Here is a 23,522-nt window from a genome sequence, read left to right on the forward strand (position 1 = left end):
TAAGCATCTAAGATTCTGAGATTTTATATTTCAAAATCTAAAAAAAACTTAGCATCTTAGCGCCTTAGAAACTTAGTTTATTAAAAGAAAAAATCCAAAAACCAAATTATTTCGTATCTAACGAAAAACCCATTTAAATTTAACTATGAAATCAAAATTTATTGCCCTGACTGTTTTTCTGTCGATTTTCTCATCCTCTTGTAATACAGTTGATGATTTATTGACTTTTACTATTTCGAATAATACTTCGATTAAAATTCAAAGTACTTCACCAATTAATCTGCCTTCGGAAATAATCACTCCAGAGGTCACAACCAATTCTTCGGCTGAGTTTGAAAACAATAAAACGAAAGCAAGTTTGGTAAAAGATGTTAAAATCAAATCCTTGAAATTATCGATTACAGATCCTTCTGACAAAACATTTACGTTTTTAAAATCGGTTCATTTGTATATTTCGACATCAAATTCAGATGAAATCGAATTGGCTTATGCTGATAATATCAACGTATCTAGCAACACAATCGATTTGATTTGTACTGATCAAAAACTAGATCAATACATTAAGGCAGACAGTTACAAAATAAGAACTAAAGTAACCTTAAAAGAAACTTTAACAAAAGATGTTACGGTAAAAGCAGATATGAAGTTTAGAGTTACTGCGGATCCTTTCTAAAAAGGTTCAAAGCTACAAAGAGACAAAGGTTCAAAGGTAAACGAAAGTGTAAAAACTTTGTCCCTTTGAACCTTTGTCTCTTTGTAACTTGCGCTAACAGCGCTTATTCTTTCGTCACCACAATAGACGCTTTAAATCCAGCGGCTAAATTATCCCAATAATCACTTGTCACCATATATCCTTTATCATCAAACACTTGAATTTCTGCAGTATTTCCTCCAAGCGTACCTATGTTTAAAGCTTCAAAATCTAATTTATTAAAACCTTGGGAAAGGTTGATTTTTACTTGCTGGAAATTCGAATCCAATAAAATTTTGTCTCGGATTACATAATCATTACAAGATACTTTTACCAAATCTCCATCAATTGCACCAAAATCACGAAACTTTACAATAAAGTATTCCGACTTGGTTTTAAAATCTCCCAGCGATATATTTTTCTTGACTAAAACACCTCGACCTTCTCTTAAACCGGCATCTTTTAAAGCTTTATCCAAATCTTTTTCCATTTTCGCGACATAACGATCTCCTGGATTCGCAAAATCAGTTTCTGTAGACATCGTAAATTTGCTCTTTTCTTCTCCGATCTGGAATTTCGATTTTGGGGTTATAGTAGTGTTTTCAAAAACATTTGGCGTTTTAATTGCTGGAATATCATTTAATTCTGCTTGTGGATCTTTTACTTCCGGAATTGGAGTCTTTTTAGGTTTTGCACTAAATTTAGGCGCCGGAATGGCTTTGAATTTAGAATTAAATTCACCCTGAGCTGACATTGACAATGCAGTAAAAAATAATATGAAAAATAAAATATGCTTCATTGAATACGTTTTTATCGAATCGGCCTTTATAATTTAAGAGTCCAGCATCACAAAAATAAAACAATTTAGTTAGGTGCTGCAACTTTAGGACTTTTATAACATTAAATTAAGCTATTTTTTGGAATCAAAAAACCTGCCAAAATATAGTTTTTCTACGAAAAACAAATTCCAAATTAAAAATTCCAAATCCCAAAACGTGATGAATAAGATTTTGAAAATTAACAGATTATTCTTAACTTCAAGACTTAATTTTACCATTTAAAATCATACTAAAAATGGATTATATCGATTATTATAAAGTATTGGATGTTACAAAATCTGCAACAGAAGCAGACATCAAAAAAGCATATCGAAAACTGGCTCGAAAATATCATCCCGATTTGAATCCGAATGATAAAGAAGCCGAAAAAAAATTCAAGGAAATTAATGAAGCCAACGAAGTTTTAAGCAATCCTGAAAATCGAAAAAAATACGATAAATACGGAAAAGATTGGAAACATGCTGACGAATTTGAAAAAGCGGGCTACGATCCTAATCAGCAGCAAAGCAGACAGCAAGGAGGCTATCAATATTCTGAAGGCGATTTTTCTGGTTTTGGAGGCGGTGATTTCTCAGGCAGCGATTTCTCAGATTTTTTCAATTCAATGTATGGCGGAGGCAGAAGCAGATCGCAGTCTAAATATAGAGGGCAGGATTTTAATGCCGAACTGGAATTAGATCTTAAATCGGCTTACACAACACATAAACAGAATTTAACGGTAAACGGAAAAAACATCCGAATTACAATTCCTGCAGGTGTTGAAAACGGACAGATTATTAAAATTCCAAATCATGGAGGACCTGGTGTAAATGGCGGGCCAAACGGCGATTTGTACATCACGTTTATCATTTCTAATAATTCCGATTTTAAACGAGAAGGAAATAATTTATATGCCGAAGCACCAATAGATCTGTACACGGCAGTTTTAGGCGGTGAGACTTACATTAACACTTTTGACGGAAAAGTAAAAATAAAAGTGCCTGCAGAAACTCAGCCGGGAACCAAAGTAAAACTGAAAGGAAAAGGTTTTCCCGTTTATAAAAAAGAAAATCAGTTTGGTGATTTGTATATTACTTACACTATAAAAATTCCAACAAAACTGTCGGATAAAGAAAAAGAGTTATTTGAAGAATTAGCAAAACTAAGAAAGTCATGAAAAATAAAAATTTAATCCAGATCAAACAGTTTTGTATTTACCACGAAATTGAAAACACTTTTATAACCGAACTTCATAATTACGGACTCATTCATATTATAACGGAAGAAAATGACGAATATCTAGAGCCTGAACAGCTTCCAACAATAGAAAAAATGATACGAATGCACTATGATCTCAAAATAAATCTGGAAGGGATTGATGCTATTGCAAATCTTTTGAATAAGATTCAAACCTTGCAGCAAAATTTAAATACAGTACAAAATAAACTTCGTCTCTACGAAGAAAAGGAAACCGAATAAAATATCACAAAAAAGCTTGATTTCCGCCTTGATTTCAAGCTTTTTTTAATCGCTTACAGAACCATAATTCTTAAATTGCGGCAACTTTAATTAACCTGAATTTGCTTTTAAAACCGTACAGACAAATTCGTAAAAATTATAAAAAATGAAAAGAGAAAACATCTTAACTGGATCTCCGTGGGAAGACAAAATGGGATATTGCCGTGCCGTAAGAATTGGCAATATTGTTGAAGTTTCTGGAACTGTAGCCATTGTTGACGGCGAAAAAGTAAAAGCTGATGACGCTTATGCTCAAACGTATAATATTTTGGAACGAGTAGAAAAAGTTTTAGAAGATTTAAATGTAGGTATGAAGGATGTTATCAGAACAAGAATTTTCACAACAGACGTTTCTACTTTTGAAGAAGTGGCCAGAGCACATTCTGCTTTCTTTAAAGATGTAAAACCAACTACAGGATTTTACGGAATCAGTAAATTGGTTGCTCCAGAATATTTGGTGGAAATCGAATTTACTGCTGTTGTCCAGTAATATTTTTTTTGCCACAAATTCCACGAATTTACACTAATTATTTCTATTCGCCATTTCGAAAAAGTATGGCGACAACTAGATTAAATCGTTTTTTTCTATTTTAATTCGTGAAAATTCGTGAAATTCGTGGCAAACTTTTTAGAATTCGTTAATGACTTCCTTAAATCCTAAACAATTCCTGCTTTCGCTTCCTAAATGGATTCTTATCTGTGCTTTAGTTGGTATATTTTCAGGTTCTGCTTCTGCTTTTTTTCTTGTTTCTTTAGAATGGATAACTCAGTTTAGAATTCATCACGACTGGATCATCTGGCTTTTGCCTTTCGGCGGATTTTTGGTCGGATTGAGTTATTTCTATTGGGGAGAATCTGTTGCAAAAGGAAACAATCTTTTACTCGAAGAATACGAAAAACCTAAGAAAGTTATTCCGTTCAAAATGGCTCCTTTAGTTCTTTTAGGAACTTTACTTACGCATTTATTTGGAGGATCTGCAGGACGAGAGGGTACAGCAGTACAAATGGGCGGTGCAATTGCTGACCAATTTACCAAGTTTTTCAACCTTGATAATTCAGAACGTAGAATTTTAATCATTCTCGGAATAAGCGCGGGTTTTGCATCTGTATTTGGAACGCCTTTGGCTGGTGCTATTTTTGCTCTGGAAGTTTTATATTTCAGTAAAATCAATTTTAAAAGTATTTTACTTTCTTTTCTAGTTGCTTATGTTGCTTATTTTACTGTAGAATTTTGGCAAATAAAACATACACATTACAGCATTCCAAAAATTCCTGAACTTAATTTAAACAATATTCTTTTTACACTTATTGTTGGAATTTTATCTGGATTTGCTGCTTTATTATTCTCAAGAAGCACTCATTTCTGGGGTTCTCTTTTCTCAAAAAATATAAAATATCCACCGCTTCGCCCTGTAATTGGAGGGATCATTTTAGCCATAGTTATTGCCGGTCTTGGATTCACAAAATTTTCAGGATTAGGAGTTCCTGTGATTGTTGATTCTTTTTCAAATCCAAACGAATGGTATGATTTTCTATTAAAAATCTTATTTACCGGATTTACTTTAGGAGCTGGTTTTAAAGGCGGAGAAGTAACTCCATTGTTTTTTGTCGGAGCTACTTTAGGAAGCGCTTTATCACTTGTAATTCCGATGCCAATTGCTCTTTTAGCCGGAATCGGATTTGTTGCTGTTTTCTCTGGCGCAACCCACACTCCTATTGCCTGCACTATTATGGGAATGGAATTATTTGGAATTGCTCCGGGATTATTTATTGCCATTGGCTGTACAATTGCTTATTTTTCTTCTGGCTCTGTCGGAATTTATAAATCGCAGATTGTAAAAGGAGCGAAGTATAAGTTGTATCAACGATTTCTTTAAAATATTTAGTCCCAGTCGCAGTTTTCGGTCACAGTCTATACTTTCGCAAATAATATGTCGAAAACTGAAACAAAAACAAGAAGACGAAGGGACTGAGACTGAAAACTGTTACTGAGACTAACCACTGCAACCGAATACTAAAAATATTTTCAGCATTACATTAAAAAAATGTAAATTCGCACACTATGAAAATACAAGATATTCAAGCGATTCAGTCATTACTCGCAACCCCTAAGAAAATTGTTATCATTCCGCATAGAGGACCTGATGGCGATGCAATGGGCTCTACATTAGGATTATACCATTTTTTAATAAAAAATAATCATCAGGCAACTGTTATTGCACCGAATGATTTCCCTAACTTTTTAGCTTGGCTTCCAGGATCTGAAACGGTTAAAATATTTGAAAGAGACACTGAAAACTGTACCAAGATTTTGGAAGAAGCAGAATTAATTTTCACTCTTGATTTTAATGCATTTCATCGTACGGGCGAAATGATGGAGCACATACTAAAAAAGCTTACAGCCCCGTTTATAATGATAGATCATCATCAAAAACCTGATGATTATGCTGCTTATACCTATTCTGACACCTCATTTGGATCAACTTGCGAGATGGTTTACAACTTTATCAATTTCTTAGATAAAAAAGAAGATATAGATAAAACAATCGCAACTTGTATTTACACTGGAATCCTAACTGATTCGGGCTCATTCCGTTTCCCGGGAACAACAGGAAATACACATCGAATTATAGCTGAACTAATTGATCTTGGAGTTGAAAATACTCAGATTCCAGTATTATTATTCGACAATAGTTCTTTCAGCAGATTACAATTATTAGGCCGTGCTTTGCAGAACATGAAGATTTTTGAAGAGCATAAAACTTCTTATACAACCCTTACACAGGAAGAACTGGATTCTTTTAATTATGTAAAAGGAGATACTGAAGGAATTGTTAATTATGGTTTAAGTATAAAAGATATTGTTTTTACTGCTATTTTTATCGAAAATAAAGACGAAGGAATCATCAAGATTTCGTTCCGTTCACAAGGAGGTTTTGATGTAAATCAGTTTGCGAGAGACCATTTTAACGGCGGAGGCCACAGCAACGCGGCAGGCGGAAGATCTGAAATTTCGATGGAAGAGACAGTTAAGAAATTTGAAGATTTAGTAACAAAACTAAAATTATAGCCCTATCATGAACAACCTAAAACTTACTATTTACAGCTTATTATTTGCTGTTCTGCTCATTAGCTGTAAGCATCCTGAGGAAGCCAGAAGACCTATTTCAAGAGCTTCGGGAGCATTCATGAAAAAATCTGCTGACCGCAATAAAAAACTAGTAGCCAGTGAAGAAGATGTCATTAAAAAAATCATCAAAAGCAATCCAAAAGTAAAATACTATGCCACTCCAAAAGGATATTGGTTTAATTACGAAGAAAGAAACGAAACGGAAACGGCAGCACCAAGAAAAGGTGATATTGCTTACTTTAATATGGAAGTAAAAGATATAAAAGGCAATATCATTTATTCTGATTCAGATCTTGGTCCGCAAACTTATTATGTTGACAAACAAGACATCATGATGGGATTACGCGACGGAATCAAAAGAATGCATAAAAACGAGACGGTAACCTTTTTATTTCCATCTCACAGCGCTTACGGCTATCACGGGGACAATAAAAAAATTGGTCCAAACGAATCCTTAATTGTTACGGTTACGCTTAGAAATTTTGTACCAGATCCAGCGGCGCAAACAGCTACTGGAGGAACTCAAACAACAAAAACAGCTGCGCCAAAACCTGCAGCGCCAAAACCTGCGACTCAAGCAAAAAAAGACACATTAACTCAATAAAAACAATATCTTAAAATGAAAAAGAGTATTTTATTATTACTAATAGCCGTTAGCTCATTTTATTCTTGTAAAGACGACCATAGCAATTTACCTGATGGTTTATATGCCGATATCGAAACAAACAAAGGTCATATCATTGTAGAATTAGATTATAAAAAAGCTCCAATTACCGTAGCCAACTTTGTAACTCTAGCTGAAGGTAAAAATGAATTCGTAACACACGAAAACCTAAAAAAGAAACCGTTTTTTGATGGTTTAAAATTCCATAGAGTTATTGAAAATTTCATGATTCAAACTGGTGATCCATTAGGAACTGGTTCTGGAGATACAGGTTATAAATTTAAAGATGAATTTTCAGATCTAAAATTTGACAAAGCTGGTGTTTTGGCAATGGCAAACAATGGCCCTGGAACAAACAGCAGCCAGTTTTTCATTACACATGTTGAAACTCCTTGGCTAGACAACAAACACACTATTTTTGGTCATGTAGTAGATCAGAAAACACAAGAGGTAGTAAACAAAGTAGTTCAAGGCGACAATATTGTTGCTGTAACTATTATTAGAAATGGAGAAGCTGCAAAAAAATTCGATGCTGTAAAAGTATTTCATGATTACTTCGTTGACATTGCTAAAGAACAAAGCAAATACGCAGCGGTTCAAAAAGAAAAAGCAGCTTATTATGCTACTGCTAAAGCAAAAGCAACTAAAACAGCAAGCGGTTTAGAGTATGTAATTACAGAAAAAGGTTCTGGTACAAAACCTGCCACTGGAAAGCAAGTATATGTAGCTTATGCAGGCTTTCTTGAAGACGGAACTTTATTTGACACTAGCATTCAAGATATTGCAAAACAATTTGGCAAATTTGATGCCGCAAGAGCAGAAGCAAAAGCATATAGTGCAATTCCGTTTACAGCTGGAAGCAAAACGGGTTTAATTCCTGGATTTATCGAAGGTCTTGAGCAACTTTCTATTGGCGATAAAGCAATTCTTTTTATTCCAAGCCATTTAGCTTATGGAGAAACTGGTGCTGGAGGAGGAGTAATTCCACCAAATGCAAATATTATTTTCGAAGTTCAATTGTTGGAGAAACCATAAAAAAGTTAATAATCATATACTTAAATCTAAAAAGTAATGAAGCTTAAATTCTTATTTTTATTCTGCTTAGCAGTAGTAAATATTCAGGCACAAACAAAAAAGCCCACTGCAAAACCTGCAGTTAAAACAAAAACGACTGCAACAGCAAAACCTGCTTCAAACCCTGGAGACGGAATCTTTGCAACCATTTCTACTTCAAAAGGAGATATTGTGGTTTCATTAGAATACACAAAAGCACCTGTAACAGTGGCTAACTTTATCACTTTAGCAGAAGGAAAAAACCCTTATGTAAAAGTAGAACGTTTAAAAGGGAAACCATTTTTTGATGGTTTAAAATTCCATAGAGTAATCAACGATTTCATGATTCAAGGTGGAGATCCACAAGGAACTGGAGCTGGAGATCCTGGATATTCATTTAAAGATGAATTTGTGGAAGAGTTGAAATTTGAAAAAGGTGGTGTTTTAGCTATGGCTAATTCTGGTCCTGCAACAAACGGAAGCCAGTTTTTTATTACTCATAAAGACACTCCTTGGTTAAATGGGAAACATACTATTTTTGGACATGTAGTTTCTGGAATGGACAATGTAAATAAAATTGTTCAGGACGATATTATGACTAAAATTACCATTACTCGCAAAGGCGTTGCAGCAAAAAAATTCGACGCGGTAAAAGTTTTTAGTGATGAAATGAAACAAGGAGAATTAAAGAAAGAAGAAGCGAAAAAAGTTGTAGCGGCAAAAGTGGCCTATTTTACGGCTACAAAAGCAAAAGCGACTACTACTGCTTCTGGCTTAAAATATGTAATCACACAAAAAGGAACTGGTGTCAAAGGTGCAGAAGGTTCTACAATTTATTTCCACTATGCAGGATATTTTGAAGATGGTAATTTGTTCGACAGCAGCATGGCTGGAGTAGCAAAAGCATACGGAAAATACGATGCCAACAGAGACAATGCGGGTGGTTATAAAGCATTTCCTTTTACAGTTGGTAAAAAAGACGGTATGATTCCAGGTTTTATCGAAGCGTTAGATATGATGACAGACGGTGAAAAAGCTATTTTCTTCCTTCCTTCTAATTTAGCTTACGGAGAAAAAGGCGCTGGAGGCGTTATTCCACCAAATGCTACTTTGATTTTCGAAATTGAAACGTATCAAAATCAGCCTTAATAACTTAGAAAAGATAAATTCTAATTCTTTGTAAAAAATACAAAAGCCATCAAAAAATAAATTTGGTGGCTTTTATATTTTAGAGAATTCATAATTCAAAGCTTTTAAATTCGATTTTATTACTAATAAATTAATATTCTCAACATAGTACGATAAAATCCTGAACAAAATGGTTTACCTTTGCCGGCTTAATTTTTCAAATCAAATAAATCATGACGTCACAAAATAACATATTAAAAGGTGTATTTTTCGTTGCATTAGGTGCTACAACATATGGAATGCTGGCAACTTTTGTAAAAATGGCCTATTCTGAAGGATATACAACCGCAGAAGTAACGACCTCACAATTTATTTATGGAATTACTGGCATACTCTTAATCAATCTTTTTCAGAGAATAAAAAACAAAAATCAAACCGTAAAAGCAACTCCAAAAAACATTTTCAGTTTAATGCTTGCCGGAACTTCATTAGGAATGACAAGCTTGTTTTACTATCTCGCTGTAAAATATATTCCTGTTTCGATTGGAATCGTTTTATTAATGCAGACCGTTTGGATGGGTGTTTTGTTGGAAATGATATTAGAAAAAAAACTGCCTTCTAAACAAAAGGTAATTGCTGTTTTCATTGTGCTTTTCGGAACCGTTTTAGCCACCAATATTATGAAAAATGAGATTTCATTAGATTGGCGCGGTCTGGTTTGGGGAATTTTAGCTGCTGCTTCTTTTACTACCACTATGTTTACTGCCAATCGTGTCGCAACCGAAATTTCATCGGCACAGAGGAGTCTTTATATGCTTTTAGGAGGTTCAATTATTGTATTTTCATTTGCTTTAGCCACTCAGGAAACAACCTTTAATCTTGAGATTTTCATTAAATGGGGAATTGTATTGTCCTTATTTGGTACTATCATTCCGCCAATGCTAATGAATCTGGGGTTTCCTTTAACTGGTATCGGATTAGGAAGTATTGTTTCTGCTTTAGAATTGCCCGTTTCTGTTATGATGGCATTTGTACTTTTGAATGAAAAAGTAGTCTTCTCTCAATGGATTGGAATTGTGTTAATTATACTTGCCATAATTATAATGAACGTCAATTTTAAACGAAAAAAGTAACCTTAAATTTACATTCTCAAAAAAAGCTTTCCTGTAATGCAATAATTGTTAATTTTTTTATAATTTCGTGATAAACAATTATATATCATGATTTTACCCTGGCATTTATATTTAATGGCTATGCTTTATATATTGGCAGGAATCAATCATTTTAGAAAACCTGGAATGTATATAAAAATCATTCCGCCCGCATTTAAGAACCCCAAATTAATAAATATTTTAAGTGGTGCTGCCGAAATAATTTTAGGCATACTCCTCACCCTGCCTTTTACGAAAAGTTTTGCTGCTTGGGGAATTATAGCCTTATTAATAGCTGTATTTCCTGCAAATGTATACATGTTTCAAAATAAAAAAGCAGGTTTTGGTTTACCAATATGGATTTTATTTGTACGTTTGCCCTTACAATTGGTTTTGATTTATTGGGCATACCAATATATTTACTAACATTCATTAACCATTAAATTATTTTATTATGAAAAAATTATTTGCAGAGTTTTTTGGAACTTATTGGCTCGTTTTTGGTGGTTGCGGAAGTGCCATTTTTGCAGCTGGCATTCCAGATTTAGGAATTGGATTTGCTGGTGTTGCATTAGCATTTGGTTTAACTGTACTTACAATGGCTTATGCTGTTGGGCATATTTCAGGTGGTCACTTTAATCCTGCAGTTTCTTTTGGTTTATGGGCAGGAGGCCGATTTTCAGCCAAAGATCTTATTCCCTATATCATCGCTCAATGTATTGGAGCCGCTGCAGCCGCAGGAACTTTATATACAATAGCCTCTGGAAAAGCTGGTTTTGTAATTGATAATACTAAAGCAGGAGCTTTTGCATCGAATGGTTTTGGGGCCTTCTCTCCTGATGGTTATTCTTTACAAGCGGCTTTCATTGCTGAGTTTGTCCTTACTTTATTTTTTCTTATTGTCATTCTTGGTGCCACTGATAAATTTGCCAATGGGAGATTTGCAGGAATCGCCATTGGTTCAGCCTTAACGTTAATTCACTTAATTAGCATTCCAATTACTAATACTTCTGTAAATCCAGCTAGATCTTTATCTCAAGCTATTTTTGTTGGCGGAGAACCATTATCACAAGTCTGGCTGTTTTGGGTCGCCCCTATTCTTGGTGCGGTAGTAGCTGGTTTTATTTATAAAACGTTATTACAGAATCATGCAGAAGCATAACTAAAAAATACTCTCACCTAAATAACAGTATTAAATAAGGCATAGCAAATCTACTATGCCTTATTTGTTTTTTGAAATTGAGCATCTCTAGTACAACAAACTTTTCTATAAAAAATCCTCAACGATATCGATATAGTGTCATCAAAATATTTATTTTTGAATAAAAACACTATTGTATTATGAATGATATTATTGATTATTTCAGTACAATTCCGTCTATGCATAGAAGCTTGATTCTTGTTGGCGGTATTACCATTTTCTGGCTGATTGAAAACGCTTTTCCATTGTTTAGAATGCAGTACAAAAAATGGCCGCATGCTGGAATAAACTTCTTTTTTACTTTCACTACGATTGTGGTCAATTTCATTTTAGCCTTTATTCTAATCAGAACAGCCAATTGGACAATCGAAAACCATTTTGGCCTTTTACAATGGATTTCTCCAATACCAATATGGCTTTACACCATATTAGGTTTATTACTTCTTGATTTAATTGGCGCTTATCTGGCACATTATGTAGAACATAAATTCAAATATTTGTGGCAGTTTCATTTAGTACATCATACCGATACTTGGATTGACACTACAACCGCAAACAGACATCATCCCGGGGAAAGCGTGATCCGATTTGTATTTACCACTTTAGGGGTTTTAATCGTTGGCGCACCAATGTGGATGGTTTTTCTATATCAATCATTATCTGTAGTGGCTTCACAGTTTAATCATGCTAATATTTCGCTTCCCGAAAAATTAGATACGTTCCTGAGTTATTTCATTGTATCGCCCAATATGCATAAGGTACATCATCATTACGTTGTGCCTTATACAGACAGTAATTATGGAAATATTTTCTCTATTTGGGACAGGCTCTTTGGAACTTTTACATCATTACCCAAAGAACAACTTGTTTATGGCGTAGATACTCATATGAAGCCTGAGGAAAACAACGAATTAAAGAATCTGCTAAAAATACCATTTCAAAAATCAAGATCTTTCAAAAACAGTTAAATCAGTAAAAAAAATAGACTTTACTGAACCAACATATTATTTTTTTTTTTAATATTGATACAGAAATTGAAAATCAATCTATTAATAATTAACACCCTATTTTGAATTAATTTTCACGAGATGAAAAAGAGTAGCCGCAAAGAATTGACTCCGGAACAAACTGAAAAACTTGTTTCGTTAGCTTTAGAAGAAAGAAATCCATTTGAAATTATAAAAAAAGAATTTGGATTAGCCGAAAAAGAAGTCTTGGAAATCATGAAGAAGAAAATGCCTCTTGAAAAATTTGAGATGTGGAAAAAGAAGGCAATTGCAAACAAACCAAAACCAAAACCAATAAAAATAGATGATTTTGATGAAGATTTGGATGGAAAGTATTATATAAAAAATAAATTCGACTAAGATGTAAAGCTCCTGTTTTTCAGGAGCTTTTTTTATTTTTTAAATTTAATGTAATTTTTTAGTAACTTTTCGATACTTTTTGTGTCAAATACAATTAACTAAACATAGACAAATGAAGAAAATACTTTACGCCTTAGCTCTAGCGGTAACCTTTTGGAGCTGTAAAACAGGTAGCACTGGAGCCGCTAAAAGCAATACAGTAGAAGTGAACATTAATTTAACTGACGTAAAAGACGACAAAGTTTTAGTTACTGTTACTCCGCCAGCCATTAAGACAGACGAAATTGTTTACAGTATTCCTAAAACTGTTCCTGGAACTTATTCGACAGATAACTACGGTAAATACTCTGAAGATTTCAAAGCTTTTGATGCCAAAGGAAATCCACTTACCGTTAAAAGAATTGACGATAATTCTTGGTCAATCTCAAATGCAAAAACTTTAAAAAAAATTACTTATTTAGTAAACGATACATTCGATACTGAAAAGGGAACGGGATTTGGAAACGACGATGTTTTCTCTCCTGCGGGAACAAACATTGATGCTGGCAAAAACTTCATGGTAAATACACATGGTTTTGTAGGTTATTTCCAAGATAAATTAGATGTTCCTTACAAAGTTACTATTACGCATCCTGAAACACTTTGGGGAGCAACTTCTATGACAGACGAAGATGCAAGCAATACATCTGACGTATTTAAAACTCCTCGTTATGCAGTTTTAGTAGAAAATCCGATTATGTATTCTAAACCGGATTACACTACATTTAATGTAAACGGAATGGACATCTTGATTGCTGTTTATTCTCCAACAGGAAAATATACCGCAGAAAGCATTACTCCGGAAATGAAAACCATGATGACTGCTCAGAAAAACTTCTTGGGCCCGGTAAATGCTACTAAAAAATACAGTGTTTTAGTATATTTATCTAGTATGGCAAAAGACGATGCTCATGGTTTTGGAGCTTTAGAGCACCCAACTGCTACAACGGTAGTTTTACCGGAATCTATGCCTAAAGAAAAATTGGTAGAAACAATGAAAGATGTAGTGTCTCACGAATTCTTCCATATTGTTACGCCATTGACTATTCACTCTAAAGAAATTCAGTATTTTGATTATAATGCGCCAAAAATGTCTGAGCATTTATGGATGTATGAAGGAGTTACAGAATATTTTGCAAACCTTTTCCAAATCAATCAAGGTTTGATTGATGAAGCTGATTTCTACAATCGTATTGCCGATAAAATTGAGCAGGCTAAACAATTAAATGATACAATGTCATTTACTGTTATGAGTAAAAATGTATTGGAACAACCTTATAAAGATCAATACTTAAATGTATATCAAAAAGGAGCTTTAATTGGAATGTGCATTGATATCATCATCAGAGAGAAAAGCAACGGAGAAAGAGGTATTTTGGATTTAATGCACAAATTATCTAACGAATATGGTGTTGAAAAACCATTTAACGATGATGAGCTTTTTGCAAAAATCACTTCATTAACATATCCTGAAGTTGGAGAATTCTTAAACAAATATGTTGCTGGAACAACTCCAATTCCTTACGATTTCTATTTAGCAAAAGTAGGTGTTACAAAAACAACTACGAAAAAAACTGGAAATCCATTTATTAAAGGACAGATTCCAAATATTACTATAGACAAAGCGACAAAAGAAATTGCTGTTCGTCCGGAATCAGAATCAATTGAATTCTTCAAAAATCTTAACTTAAAAGGCGGTGATAAAATTCTAACTGTGAATAACAAATCATACAATTTGGACAATATTTATGATTTGATTACTGAAAGTGAAAACTGGAAAGAAAATGATCCAATCACTTTAAAAATTAAGCGTGGTACAAAAGAAGAAACTATAAAAGGAACTGTAAAATTACCTTACGAAGAAGCTGAAACTTTTAAAGCTACTGATGCTTCAAAAGAGAAACTTAAAAATGCATGGTTAAAAGGATAATTTCTTTTAAAGACATAAAAAAAACCGACAAGTGATTGTCGGTTTTTTTGTTTGTCATCCTGACGAAGGAAGGATCACACTCGCAAATCGACAAAGATTATCCGCTATACTTTGTGGAGTTTCTTGTGTGATCCTTCCTTCGTCAGGATGACAAAATTGAGATTATTTCTTTACGGGAAATCTCCAGTCAAATTCATCTTTATCATTTATGATTGCTCCAATTTCGAATTTTACAACCTCATTAAATTCTGTCTGCAGAATAAACCAATTGTCTTCGTTGAAGTAGTTTTCGAAAGTATCAAAAGTTTCCTGATTGTATTTTGTGATTCCTTTTGTTGCCAGATCTTTCTTTACATCTTCAATTTTTCTTCCGATTAATTTGAATCCAAAAACTTCCAGATTATTACTTGAAGCTACGATATAACCTAATCTAAAATCTTCTTCCTGATAAAATGTCAATCGTGCTTTAAGTGCATTGTACACAAAAATCACGTTTTCATCTTCGTCTTTATAGTTTTTATCAGGTTTTCCTAAAACCGCTGTTACATCATGCTGCTTCATTCCGAAAAGCAGTTTATCAATTCCTGATTTTAAATTTATTTTCATATTGGATTGTCTTTATTTGAAGTGCAAATTTCGTGAAGTTTTTTTGTTATTCGCTACGAATTCACAAATTATATTAATTAATGTATCCTTTTGTCAGGCTGAGCGAAGTCGAAGTCCTTTTTAAGTTATAAAAGCCCTTCGACTTCGCTCAGGGTGACATTTAATATAAAGACCTAACAGGTTATAAAAACCTGTTAGGTTTGTCATATTTATTTTTCACTTTATACGTCCTACTTTTTTTGCAACGATTATATAATCTTCCGATTCCACAAAATCTATAGCCTCTAATATTGTTTTTTTAATAGAATCTCTTTCTTTTACATTAATCCCCGCTCCAAATTCAGCAATTTTAATTTCTAAAAGAAGCTGTCTTTCTAGCGGTGACCTAATTTCAACTTCTTCATTGTCCAGTAAAAGACTACCTGGGGCCCGTCTATCAGGGTCTCTTTTTCCTTTCTCCAATATCATTTTTTGAACAAATTCAATTTCATACAACTCTGATTGTTGTTTTCTCATTTTCAAAGTTATCGTCCCGCCATCCATCCAAGAAAATACATCTTCGATTATTATTTCTTCCATTTTAAGAATTCTTTATTTGGTAAAAAACTTAGCGCCTTAGTATCTTAGCCACTAATATTTACTTTTATTAGGCTTATTACTCATATAAAACGTAATTTTTCCTCCATTCATCACATCTTCATGTTTTAAAAATGGTCTGTCTAAAGGTTTTCCGTTCAAAAGAACTTTGCTCACAAATACATTTTTATCGGATTGGTTCACTGTTTCGACTTCAAAGCTTTTTCCGTTTTCTAAATTGAAAGTTCCTTTCTTTACCAGCGGGCTTCCCAAAGCATATTCATCAGAACCTGGTGCAACAGGATAAAAGCCTAAACTGCTGAAAATATACCAGACACTCATTTGTCCGAAATCATCATTTCCTCCTAAACCATCTGCTCCGTTACGATACATCTTTTTCAAAATCATTCTGATTTTATCCTGTGCTTTCCAAGGCGAATCTGTCCAATTGTACAAATACACAACATGGTGAGAAGGTTCATTTCCGTGAACGTAATTTCCAATGATTCCGTCTCTGGTAATGTCTTCTGTATTTTCAAAATATTTGTCTGGAAGATGCATATTGAACAACGAATCTAAACGAACTTTAAACTGATCGTTTCCTCCCATCATTTTAATCATTTCTAATGGATTATGAGGAACGTACAAACTGTAATTCCACGAATTTCCCTCAATAAAACCTTGTCCATGGGTATCCAAAGGATCGAACTCTTTTTTAAAAGTTCCATCAGCTAATTTTGGGCGCATAAAACCGATTTTCGCGTCATAAACATTTTTATAGTTTTCAGATCTCTTAATAAATTCATTATAAACATCTGTTTTTCCAAGTTTCTTTGCCGCTTGAGCAATTGCCCAGTCATCGTAAGCATATTCCAAAGTTTTAGAAACCGAAGCTCCGTTTTTATCTTCAGGAACGTAACCTTGTTTCATATAATATTCTAATCCGTCGTAATATGGAACTTTTGCAGTATTGACACAAGCTTGAAGTGCCTTTTCTGCATCAAAACTAATATTACCTTTTACGATTGCATCTGCGACAACAGAAACCGAATGATAGCCAATCATACACCAGTTTTCATTGGCATAATGTGACCAGATTGGCAGCATTTTATGTACGCTCTGATCAGAATGTGCCAGCATGGAACTAACCATATCCGCATTTCGTTTTGGCTGGACAATATTAAAGAAAGGATGCAAAGCGCGATAAGTATCCCAAAGCGAATAACTGGTGTAATTGGTAAAGTTTTCTGCTTTGTGAACATTCATGTCCAAACCTTTATAATTTCGGTCTAAATCCATGTATTCTGTTGGCCCAAGAAAGGCATGATACATCGCAGTATAGAAATTAACCAAATCTTCTTTTTGAATCGTTTCTACCTGAATTTTATTCAATTCTTTGTTCCAGATTTCCTGACTTTGTTTTTTTACTTTTTCAAAATCCCAGTCAGGAGTTTCTTTTTTCATATTTTCTAAAGCACCTGCAGAACTCACTGGAGACAAAGCCATCTTGATTTTAATTTTTTCTCCTTCATTGGTATCAAAATCAAAGAACAATTTTAAGTTTTGTCCTGCCATTTCAGGGAAATTCTTGGTTTGATCAAATCTTCCCCAAAAACCTCTGTAAACGCTTTTTTCTTGTGCCGCTTGTCCGTAGCTTTTGATTGGTTTGCTGAAAGACATGGCAAAATAAACAGTTCGGGTCCTCGCCCATCCATTGGTTTGGCGATAGCCTGTAATCAAAGTATCGTTTTCTACTCGCACAAAAGTCCAAACGTTCTTCTTATCATAATTGTAAATTCCAGAAGTTAAATCCAAAATGATATGTGCTTCATCTGACTTTGGAAAAGTATATTGATGCATTCCAACCCGTGTTGTTGCCGTCAATTCTGCTTTGATTTTATGATCTTCTAAAAAAACGCTGTAATATGCTGGTTCTGCTTTTTCTGTTGCATGCGAAAATGCCGATCTATAACCCGATAAAGGTTTTGAAGCAACACCCGGATTTAATTGTAGTTTTCCTGTTGTAGGCATGATTAAAAAATCACCTAAATCAGAATGCCCCGTTCCGCTGAAATGCGTGTGGCTGAATCCTACGATTGTTTTATCTTCATATTGATATCCGGCACAATATTTATAAACTTCTCCATTATATTTTCCGTTTAAGCTGTAAGCAATCGTATCGGTTTCCGGGCTTAACTGAACGCTTCCAAAAGGTACGGTTGCACCAGGATAAGTATGTCCCATTCTCGCTGTTCCAATCATTGGATCAACGTACTGAATCAGGTTTCTTTTTTCATTTACTTTCTTCTGTGCACTTATATTAGGCGCAAAACCAAGCATTAAAAGAGATATTCCAAAAAGAAAATTTCTGTGGATAATTGTAATCATTTTATCGTTCTTCTTATTTTTTGTTTTAATTCAGAAAAATACAACAAAAACTGTTTTTAAAAAATATAATTTTAATGCCGCTCAAAAGGTTTTAAATATCTTTGATATATTAAAAGTATAGCCCTAAAATGAAAAAGTATATTTTACTTCTGTTTTCTTTGTATTCTACCTTTGTTTTTTCTCAAAAAACAGAAAGCCGTAAACTTACCAAAACAGAAATCCATGAAAGAGAATTGGAAAACACAACTGATTTTCCTATTTACAGAGCTATTGAATTTCAGGATAAAGGCGGTGTTTTTGAATTGGTCTTAGGCGAAAATCAAAAAAAAATCTCTGAAAAAGATACTTTAAATACCAAAATACAAGCTATTTGTGTAGTAAATGATCACGGCGGTTTTCTTGAAAAATGGCGAATTAATGATTTATTAGAAGATTACGATCCGAAAGAAACAAATATTTGGTTTTGGACAAAATACTGCACTACTACAGATCTTGATGGAGATGGTTATATCGATCCCGTTATTGTATATGGAAGTAAAACGGAATACGGAGAAATAAGACGTGTAAAAATTATTACGGTTTACAAAAACAAAAAATATGTAATCCGCGCAGTCGAATGTGACTTAGATTATTGCAGAAGTTTCAAAAAAGACCAGAATTGGAATACGCTCCCGCAGAAAATCAAAACATCTATTGATCAGTTAGTGGTAAAACTTAGAAAAGAACAGAATTTACTATTGAAAGACGGTTAGATTAAATTCCAAATTTAAAAATTACTTCGTCTGTTCGCTATCGCTAGAGTCCAAATACCAAAAAACTTCAAACTTGAAACCTGAAACAAAAACCTACTCACTCATTTCATCGTAACGTTCCGGAACTTGCGGATCGTAAAGTGGACATTTGAATTCTTCCATGATCTCTACTAGTTTATTCATGGTTTTTCCTTCTGTGCCGTAACAGTCAATTTTTACGCTTTGCGGTGTTGTGATGACTTGGAAAGCTCCTTTTCCTTTTTGATTTTTCCAGCTGTTTTCGTCCACTCTTTCCCAGTCTGAAAAAACAGAATTGATTCTATTTACAATTACTTCTGTTTGAAGAATGGCTAAACCTTCTACTTCTTGTTTTTCAATAAGCGCTTCATAAACTTCCTGATTGTTCAGGTAAATTTCGTCTAGATATCTCCAAAAAAGTAATTCGTACATAGTAATATTTTTAAACCATATAAGAGATATAAGAAAATATAAGTGCTTTCAAAATCAATTCCATCCTGAACAAAATTGAAGGCGGTCAAATCAAAAAAAGGCTTCGACTTCGCTCAGCCTGACAATAAAACCAACCTACTTAAAATGAACTTATATCACTTATATGGTTAATTTATTTTAATAATTGAATGTTCCGTATTCGCTAGTAATAGTAAGTTTTTTAGAATCAGAAGCTTCTACTCTACCTACGATTTGAGCATCTACATTGAATGATTTTGAAATTTGAATAATATCTTGCGCGATATTTTCAGGAACATATAATTCCATTCTGTGACCACAGTTAAAAACCTGATACATTTCTTTCCAATCGGTTTTAGATTGCTCTTGGATTAATTTGAACAATGGCGGTACTGGAAATAAATTATCTTTTATAACATGTAAGTCTTTTACAAAATGTAAAATTTTAGTTTGTGCACCACCACTGCAGTGTACCATTCCGTGAATATCTTCTGGAGTATATTTATCTAAAATTTTCTTGATAATTGGCGCGTAAGTTCTGGTTGGAGAAAGGACTAATTGACCTGCATTGATTGGGCTGTTTTCAACTTCATCAGTTAAGTTTACCTGTCCTGAATAAATCAATTCTTCTGGAACAGCGGCATCATAACTTTCTGGGTATTTTTTAGCCAAATATTTCCCGAAAACATCATGACGTGCCGATGTTAATCCGTTACTTCCCATTCCACCGTTATAGCTTTTCTCGTAAGTTGCCTGTCCGAAAGAAGCCAAACCTACAATTACGTCACCTGCTTTGATATTAGCATTATCTACAACATCAGAACGTTTCATACGAGCAGTTACGGTAGAATCTACAATGATAGTACGAACCACATCTCCAACATCTGCCGTTTCACCCCCTGTTGAATGAATGGTTACACCAAAAGATTTTAATTCGTTGATTAATTCTTCTGTTCCGTTGATGATTGCTGAGATAACTTCAGCTGGAATTAAATTTTTATTTCTACCAATAGTTGAAGAAAGCAAGATATTATCAGTTGCTCCAACACATAATAAATCATCAATATTCATGATTAAGGCATCCTGAGCGATTCCTTTCCAAACAGAAAGATCTCCAGTTTCTTTCCAATACATATAAGCCAAAGATGATTTTGTTCCTGCTCCATCAGCATGCATGATCAAACAGTGTTCTGCATCTTGCGTTAAATAATCGGGAACAATTTTGCAGAAAGCCTGCGGAAATAAACCTTTGTCAATATTTTTAATGGCGTTGTGTACATCTTCTTTTGATGCCGAAACACCTCTTTGCGCGTACCTTTTGCTAGAATCTGAACTCATGAAAATTAGTTTGTGTTGATGTGGTGCAAAGATAATCCCTTTTTTTAATTCTTTGACTTATTCGATTATTTGATTCATAAAAAAAATCGGCAGAATGGGTTCTTCCGCCGATTTCCCTAAATAAAATTGGTTATGAAGCTTTTGGCTTGCTATTTTTATCTTTTCAAAACTTCTTTGAAATAATTGATTTAGTCTCAAAATCATAACCAAAATTAGAAAACTTATTAAAACAGCAACTAAGCAAACCCACATATTTTCAACAACTTAGCATCTTTTCGACAAACTGTAAGACTATCCCGATGAACTTCGAAATTCACAAAAAATAAAAACAGGAATTTACTTTCTATTTTTTCAAATTACTAAAAACAAAAAGCCTGTCTCGCATGGAAACAGGCTTTAATACAATGAAATAGAAAATTATTTCATAAACAATAACTCTCTGTATTTAGTTAATGTCCAGCTTTCATCATCTACTAATAATTCCAATTTATCACAGTGATTACGGATTTCATCAAAATACGGTTTCACTTTATTGCAATACGCTTCTGCCATTTTTTGAGCATCTGTCAATTGATTGGCTTTCTTTCTTTCATTAGTCATTGCCAATACTTTCGAATTGATTCCTTCAATATGGCCAGAAATTTCTTTTATTAAAACGATCTGCTCTCTTGCAAGAGTTTCAAACTCTTTTCCGAAGATTTCTTTTAATCCTTTTACATTTTCAATTAATGTATTTTGGTAACGAATCGCAGTTGGGATTACGTGGTTTCTAGAAATATCTCCTAAAACTCTTCCTTCAATCTGAATTTTTTTAGTGTATTCTTCTAATTCAATTTCGTAACGTGCTTCCGCTTCAACGTGATTAAAGATTCCTAACTGTTCAAATAAGTCCAAAGCTTGTTTAGAAACCTTAGCTTTAATCGCTTCGGGAGTTGTTTTAAAGTTGCTTAAACCTCTTTTCGCTGCTTCTTTTTCCCAAGCTTCGCTGTAACCGTCGCCTTCAAAAAGGATTTTTTTAGATTGTTTGATATATTCTCTTAAGACATTAAAAATCGCATCGTCTTTTTTCATGTCTTTATTTTCAATCAAGTTCTCTACTTCGTTTTTAAAGTCAATTAACTGTTTGGCAACAATAGCATTTAAAGTTGTCATTGCATTGGAACAGTTTGAATTGGATCCAACAGCTCTAAATTCCCATTTATTTCCTGTGAAAGCAAAAGGTGAAGTTCTGTTACGATCTGTATTATCTAATAATACGTCTGGAATTTTTCCAACAACATTTAATTTAAGATCCGTTTTTTCTTCTGGTGAAAGTTTTCCAGTGGTTACACTTTCTAACTCAGACAAAACTTTTGTTAACTGCGCTCCGATGAAAACAGACATAATCGCTGGTGGCGCTTCGTTTGCTCCTAACCTATGATCGTTACTTGCAGTTGCAATAGAAGCTCTTAATAAAGTTTCGTTATCATTAACCGCTTTAATCGTATTAATAAAGAAAGTCAAAAACTGTAAGTTACTCATTGGCGTTTTGCTTGGACTTAATAAGTTAACTCCCGTATCTGTTGCCAACGACCAGTTATTGTGTTTTCCGGATCCGTTTACCCCTTTAAATGGTTTTTCATGGAATAATACTTTAAAATCATGACGCTCTGCTACTCTCTGCATTACATCCATTAATAAAGAGTTGTGATCAACCGCTAAGTTTGTCTCTTCAAAAATCGGAGCCAACTCAAACTGATTTGGTGCAACTTCATTATGGCGTGTTTTTACTGGAATTCCCAACAACATACATTCCTGTTCTAAATCTCTCATATAAGTAAGCGCACGCGTAGGAATCGATCCGAAATAGTGATCATCTAACTGCTGTCCTTTTGCAGAAGTATGTCCCAACAAAGTTCTTCCTGTCATCATCAAGTCAGGACGGGAATTTGCCAATGCTTTATCAATCAAAAAATATTCCTGTTCCCAACCTAAAGTAGCAGTTACCTTTTTTACATTTTTATCAAAATAACGGCAAACTTCTGTAGCTGCTTCATCAATTGCAGATAATGCTCTTAATAAAGGTATTTTATTATCTAAAGCTTCACCTGTGTAAGCGATAAAAACAGTTGGAATACATAAAGTTGTACCATATATAAAAGCTGGTGAAGTTGGATCCCAAGCTGTATAACCTCTTGCTTCGAATGTATTTCTGATTCCTCCGTTCGGGAAACTAGATGCATCTGGTTCCTGTTGTACTAATTGTGCACCGCCAAATTTTTCTACAGGATCACTTCCGTCATAAGAAGTTTCGAAAAAAGCATCGTGCTTCTCTGCAGTTGTTCCTGTTAAAGGCTGAAACCAGTGTGTATAATGTGTAACTCCTTTTGCAAGAGCCCATTCTTTCATACCCATCGCAATGTAGTCTGCCAGCTTTCTGTCAATTTTAGTTCCGTGTTGAATAGCATCTCTAACCCCTTTAAAGGCGTCAGAAGTTAAGTATTGCTTCATTGCTTTTTCATTAAACACATTTGAACCAAATAGACTAGACTTTCTGTCGATTTCTTCAAAATGTACCGGCTTTCTGTTTGAAGCTTCTTTTAGGGCTTGGAAACGTAATGTTGACATGATTATAATTTTAAAAATTCGTATTATTTTTCATATAAAAAATGATCTGCAAATATAAAGAAATAAAATCCCTGTTTTAAACTAAAAACAGAGAATT

23 protein-coding genes are annotated in these 23,522 nt (G+C 33.9%); 16 read left to right on the forward strand and 7 right to left on the reverse strand.

Going from position 1 to position 23,522, the window contains the following annotated elements; translation table 11 throughout:
• The first annotated feature begins 145 nt into the window (after positions 1-145).
• Positions 146-673, forward strand: a complete 528-nt coding sequence (locus BM289_RS05320) for a hypothetical protein (protein ID WP_091491437.1) — start codon at positions 146-148, stop codon at positions 671-673.
• Between the two features lie 103 nt (positions 674-776).
• Here BM289_RS05320 and BM289_RS05325 read toward each other — a convergent pair whose 3' ends face one another.
• Complete coding sequence (locus BM289_RS05325) at positions 777-1,490, reverse strand: hypothetical protein (RefSeq protein ID WP_091491439.1); 714 nt, start codon at positions 1,488-1,490, stop codon at positions 777-779.
• Between the two features lie 275 nt (positions 1,491-1,765).
• Between BM289_RS05325 and BM289_RS05330 the strand changes: the two genes are divergently transcribed.
• The 14 genes from BM289_RS05330 to BM289_RS05395 all read left to right on the forward strand — a co-directional run bounded on the left by BM289_RS05330 (position 1,766) and on the right by BM289_RS05395 (position 14,690).
• Positions 1,766-2,686, forward strand: a complete 921-nt coding sequence (locus BM289_RS05330; protein ID WP_091491440.1) for a DnaJ C-terminal domain-containing protein — start codon at positions 1,766-1,768, stop codon at positions 2,684-2,686.
• Positions 2,683-2,988 (forward strand): chaperone modulator CbpM, encoded by a 306-nt coding sequence (locus BM289_RS05335; RefSeq protein WP_091491442.1) that lies wholly within the window; start codon positions 2,683-2,685, stop codon positions 2,986-2,988. Before BM289_RS05330 ends, BM289_RS05335 begins: the two co-directional genes overlap by 4 nt.
• Before the next feature lie 145 nt (positions 2,989-3,133).
• Positions 3,134-3,517, forward strand: a complete 384-nt coding sequence (locus tag BM289_RS05340) for a RidA family protein (protein ID WP_091491443.1) — start codon at positions 3,134-3,136, stop codon at positions 3,515-3,517.
• A 151-nt stretch (positions 3,518-3,668) separates the two neighbouring features.
• The gene (locus tag BM289_RS05345; RefSeq protein WP_091491445.1) at positions 3,669-4,904 is read left to right on the forward strand and encodes a voltage-gated chloride channel family protein; all 1,236 of its coding nucleotides are present in this window, start codon (positions 3,669-3,671) and stop codon (positions 4,902-4,904) included.
• Between the two features lie 185 nt (positions 4,905-5,089).
• Entirely contained in the window at positions 5,090-6,097 is a 1,008-nt protein-coding gene (locus BM289_RS05350; RefSeq protein ID WP_091491446.1) for a DHH family phosphoesterase, read from the forward strand.
• A 7-nt stretch (positions 6,098-6,104) separates the two neighbouring features.
• On the forward strand, positions 6,105-6,761 hold the full coding sequence (gene gldI, locus BM289_RS05355; RefSeq protein ID WP_091491448.1) for a gliding motility-associated peptidyl-prolyl isomerase GldI: 657 nt from the start codon (positions 6,105-6,107) through the stop codon (positions 6,759-6,761).
• A gap of 15 nt (positions 6,762-6,776) precedes the next feature.
• Entirely contained in the window at positions 6,777-7,856 is a 1,080-nt protein-coding gene (locus BM289_RS05360; RefSeq protein WP_091491450.1) for a peptidylprolyl isomerase, read from the forward strand.
• A gap of 36 nt (positions 7,857-7,892) precedes the next feature.
• Entirely contained in the window at positions 7,893-9,023 is a 1,131-nt protein-coding gene (locus BM289_RS05365; protein ID WP_091491451.1) for a peptidylprolyl isomerase, read from the forward strand.
• Between the two features lie 212 nt (positions 9,024-9,235).
• Positions 9,236-10,135: an EamA family transporter gene (locus tag BM289_RS05370; protein ID WP_091491453.1), complete on the forward strand. Its 900-nt coding sequence runs from the start codon at positions 9,236-9,238 to the stop codon at positions 10,133-10,135.
• 87 nt (positions 10,136-10,222) lie between these two features.
• The gene (locus BM289_RS05375; RefSeq protein ID WP_091491454.1) at positions 10,223-10,579 is read left to right on the forward strand and encodes a DoxX family protein; all 357 of its coding nucleotides are present in this window, start codon (positions 10,223-10,225) and stop codon (positions 10,577-10,579) included.
• Between the two features lie 28 nt (positions 10,580-10,607).
• The gene (aqpZ, locus tag BM289_RS05380; RefSeq protein WP_091491456.1) at positions 10,608-11,315 is read left to right on the forward strand and encodes an aquaporin Z; all 708 of its coding nucleotides are present in this window, start codon (positions 10,608-10,610) and stop codon (positions 11,313-11,315) included.
• Between the two features lie 179 nt (positions 11,316-11,494).
• Entirely contained in the window at positions 11,495-12,322 is an 828-nt protein-coding gene (locus BM289_RS05385) for a sterol desaturase family protein (RefSeq protein WP_091491457.1), read from the forward strand.
• A gap of 120 nt (positions 12,323-12,442) precedes the next feature.
• A complete protein-coding gene (locus tag BM289_RS05390) occupies positions 12,443-12,721 on the forward strand; it encodes a DUF2805 domain-containing protein (protein WP_091491459.1) in 279 nt (92 codons plus the stop codon).
• 112 nt (positions 12,722-12,833) lie between these two features.
• Entirely contained in the window at positions 12,834-14,690 is a 1,857-nt protein-coding gene (locus BM289_RS05395) for a M61 family metallopeptidase (protein ID WP_091491460.1), read from the forward strand.
• A 162-nt stretch (positions 14,691-14,852) separates the two neighbouring features.
• Here BM289_RS05395 and BM289_RS05400 read toward each other — a convergent pair whose 3' ends face one another.
• From BM289_RS05400 to BM289_RS05410, 3 genes are all read right to left on the reverse strand, one after another.
• The gene (locus BM289_RS05400) at positions 14,853-15,296 is read right to left on the reverse strand and encodes a hypothetical protein (RefSeq protein WP_091491462.1); all 444 of its coding nucleotides are present in this window, start codon (positions 15,294-15,296) and stop codon (positions 14,853-14,855) included.
• Between the two features lie 216 nt (positions 15,297-15,512).
• Positions 15,513-15,875, reverse strand: a complete 363-nt coding sequence (locus tag BM289_RS05405) for a hypothetical protein (RefSeq protein ID WP_091491464.1) — start codon at positions 15,873-15,875, stop codon at positions 15,513-15,515.
• A gap of 51 nt (positions 15,876-15,926) precedes the next feature.
• The gene (locus BM289_RS05410) at positions 15,927-18,260 is read right to left on the reverse strand and encodes a GH92 family glycosyl hydrolase (protein WP_091491465.1); all 2,334 of its coding nucleotides are present in this window, start codon (positions 18,258-18,260) and stop codon (positions 15,927-15,929) included.
• Positions 18,261-18,388: 128 nt separating this feature from the next.
• Here BM289_RS05410 and BM289_RS05415 point away from each other — a divergent pair, with 128 nt between their 5' ends.
• A complete protein-coding gene (locus tag BM289_RS05415) occupies positions 18,389-19,012 on the forward strand; it encodes a M949_RS01915 family surface polysaccharide biosynthesis protein (protein ID WP_091491467.1) in 624 nt (207 codons plus the stop codon).
• Positions 19,013-19,105: 93 nt separating this feature from the next.
• On the opposite strand, the gene BM289_RS05420 is transcribed toward BM289_RS05415, so the two are convergent.
• From BM289_RS05420 to BM289_RS05435, 3 genes are all read right to left on the reverse strand, one after another.
• A complete protein-coding gene (locus BM289_RS05420) occupies positions 19,106-19,462 on the reverse strand; it encodes a hypothetical protein (protein WP_091491468.1) in 357 nt (118 codons plus the stop codon).
• 177 nt (positions 19,463-19,639) lie between these two features.
• A complete protein-coding gene (locus tag BM289_RS05425; RefSeq protein WP_091491470.1) occupies positions 19,640-20,818 on the reverse strand; it encodes an AIR synthase related protein in 1,179 nt (392 codons plus the stop codon).
• Between the two features lie 417 nt (positions 20,819-21,235).
• On the reverse strand, positions 21,236-23,425 hold the full coding sequence (locus tag BM289_RS05435; protein WP_091491474.1) for a glutamine synthetase III family protein: 2,190 nt from the start codon (positions 23,423-23,425) through the stop codon (positions 21,236-21,238).
• Between the last annotated feature and the right edge of the window lie 97 nt (positions 23,426-23,522).

The sequence above is a fragment of the Flavobacterium phragmitis genome, from assembly GCF_900112575.1.
Lineage (GTDB): Bacteria > Bacteroidota > Bacteroidia > Flavobacteriales > Flavobacteriaceae > Flavobacterium > Flavobacterium phragmitis.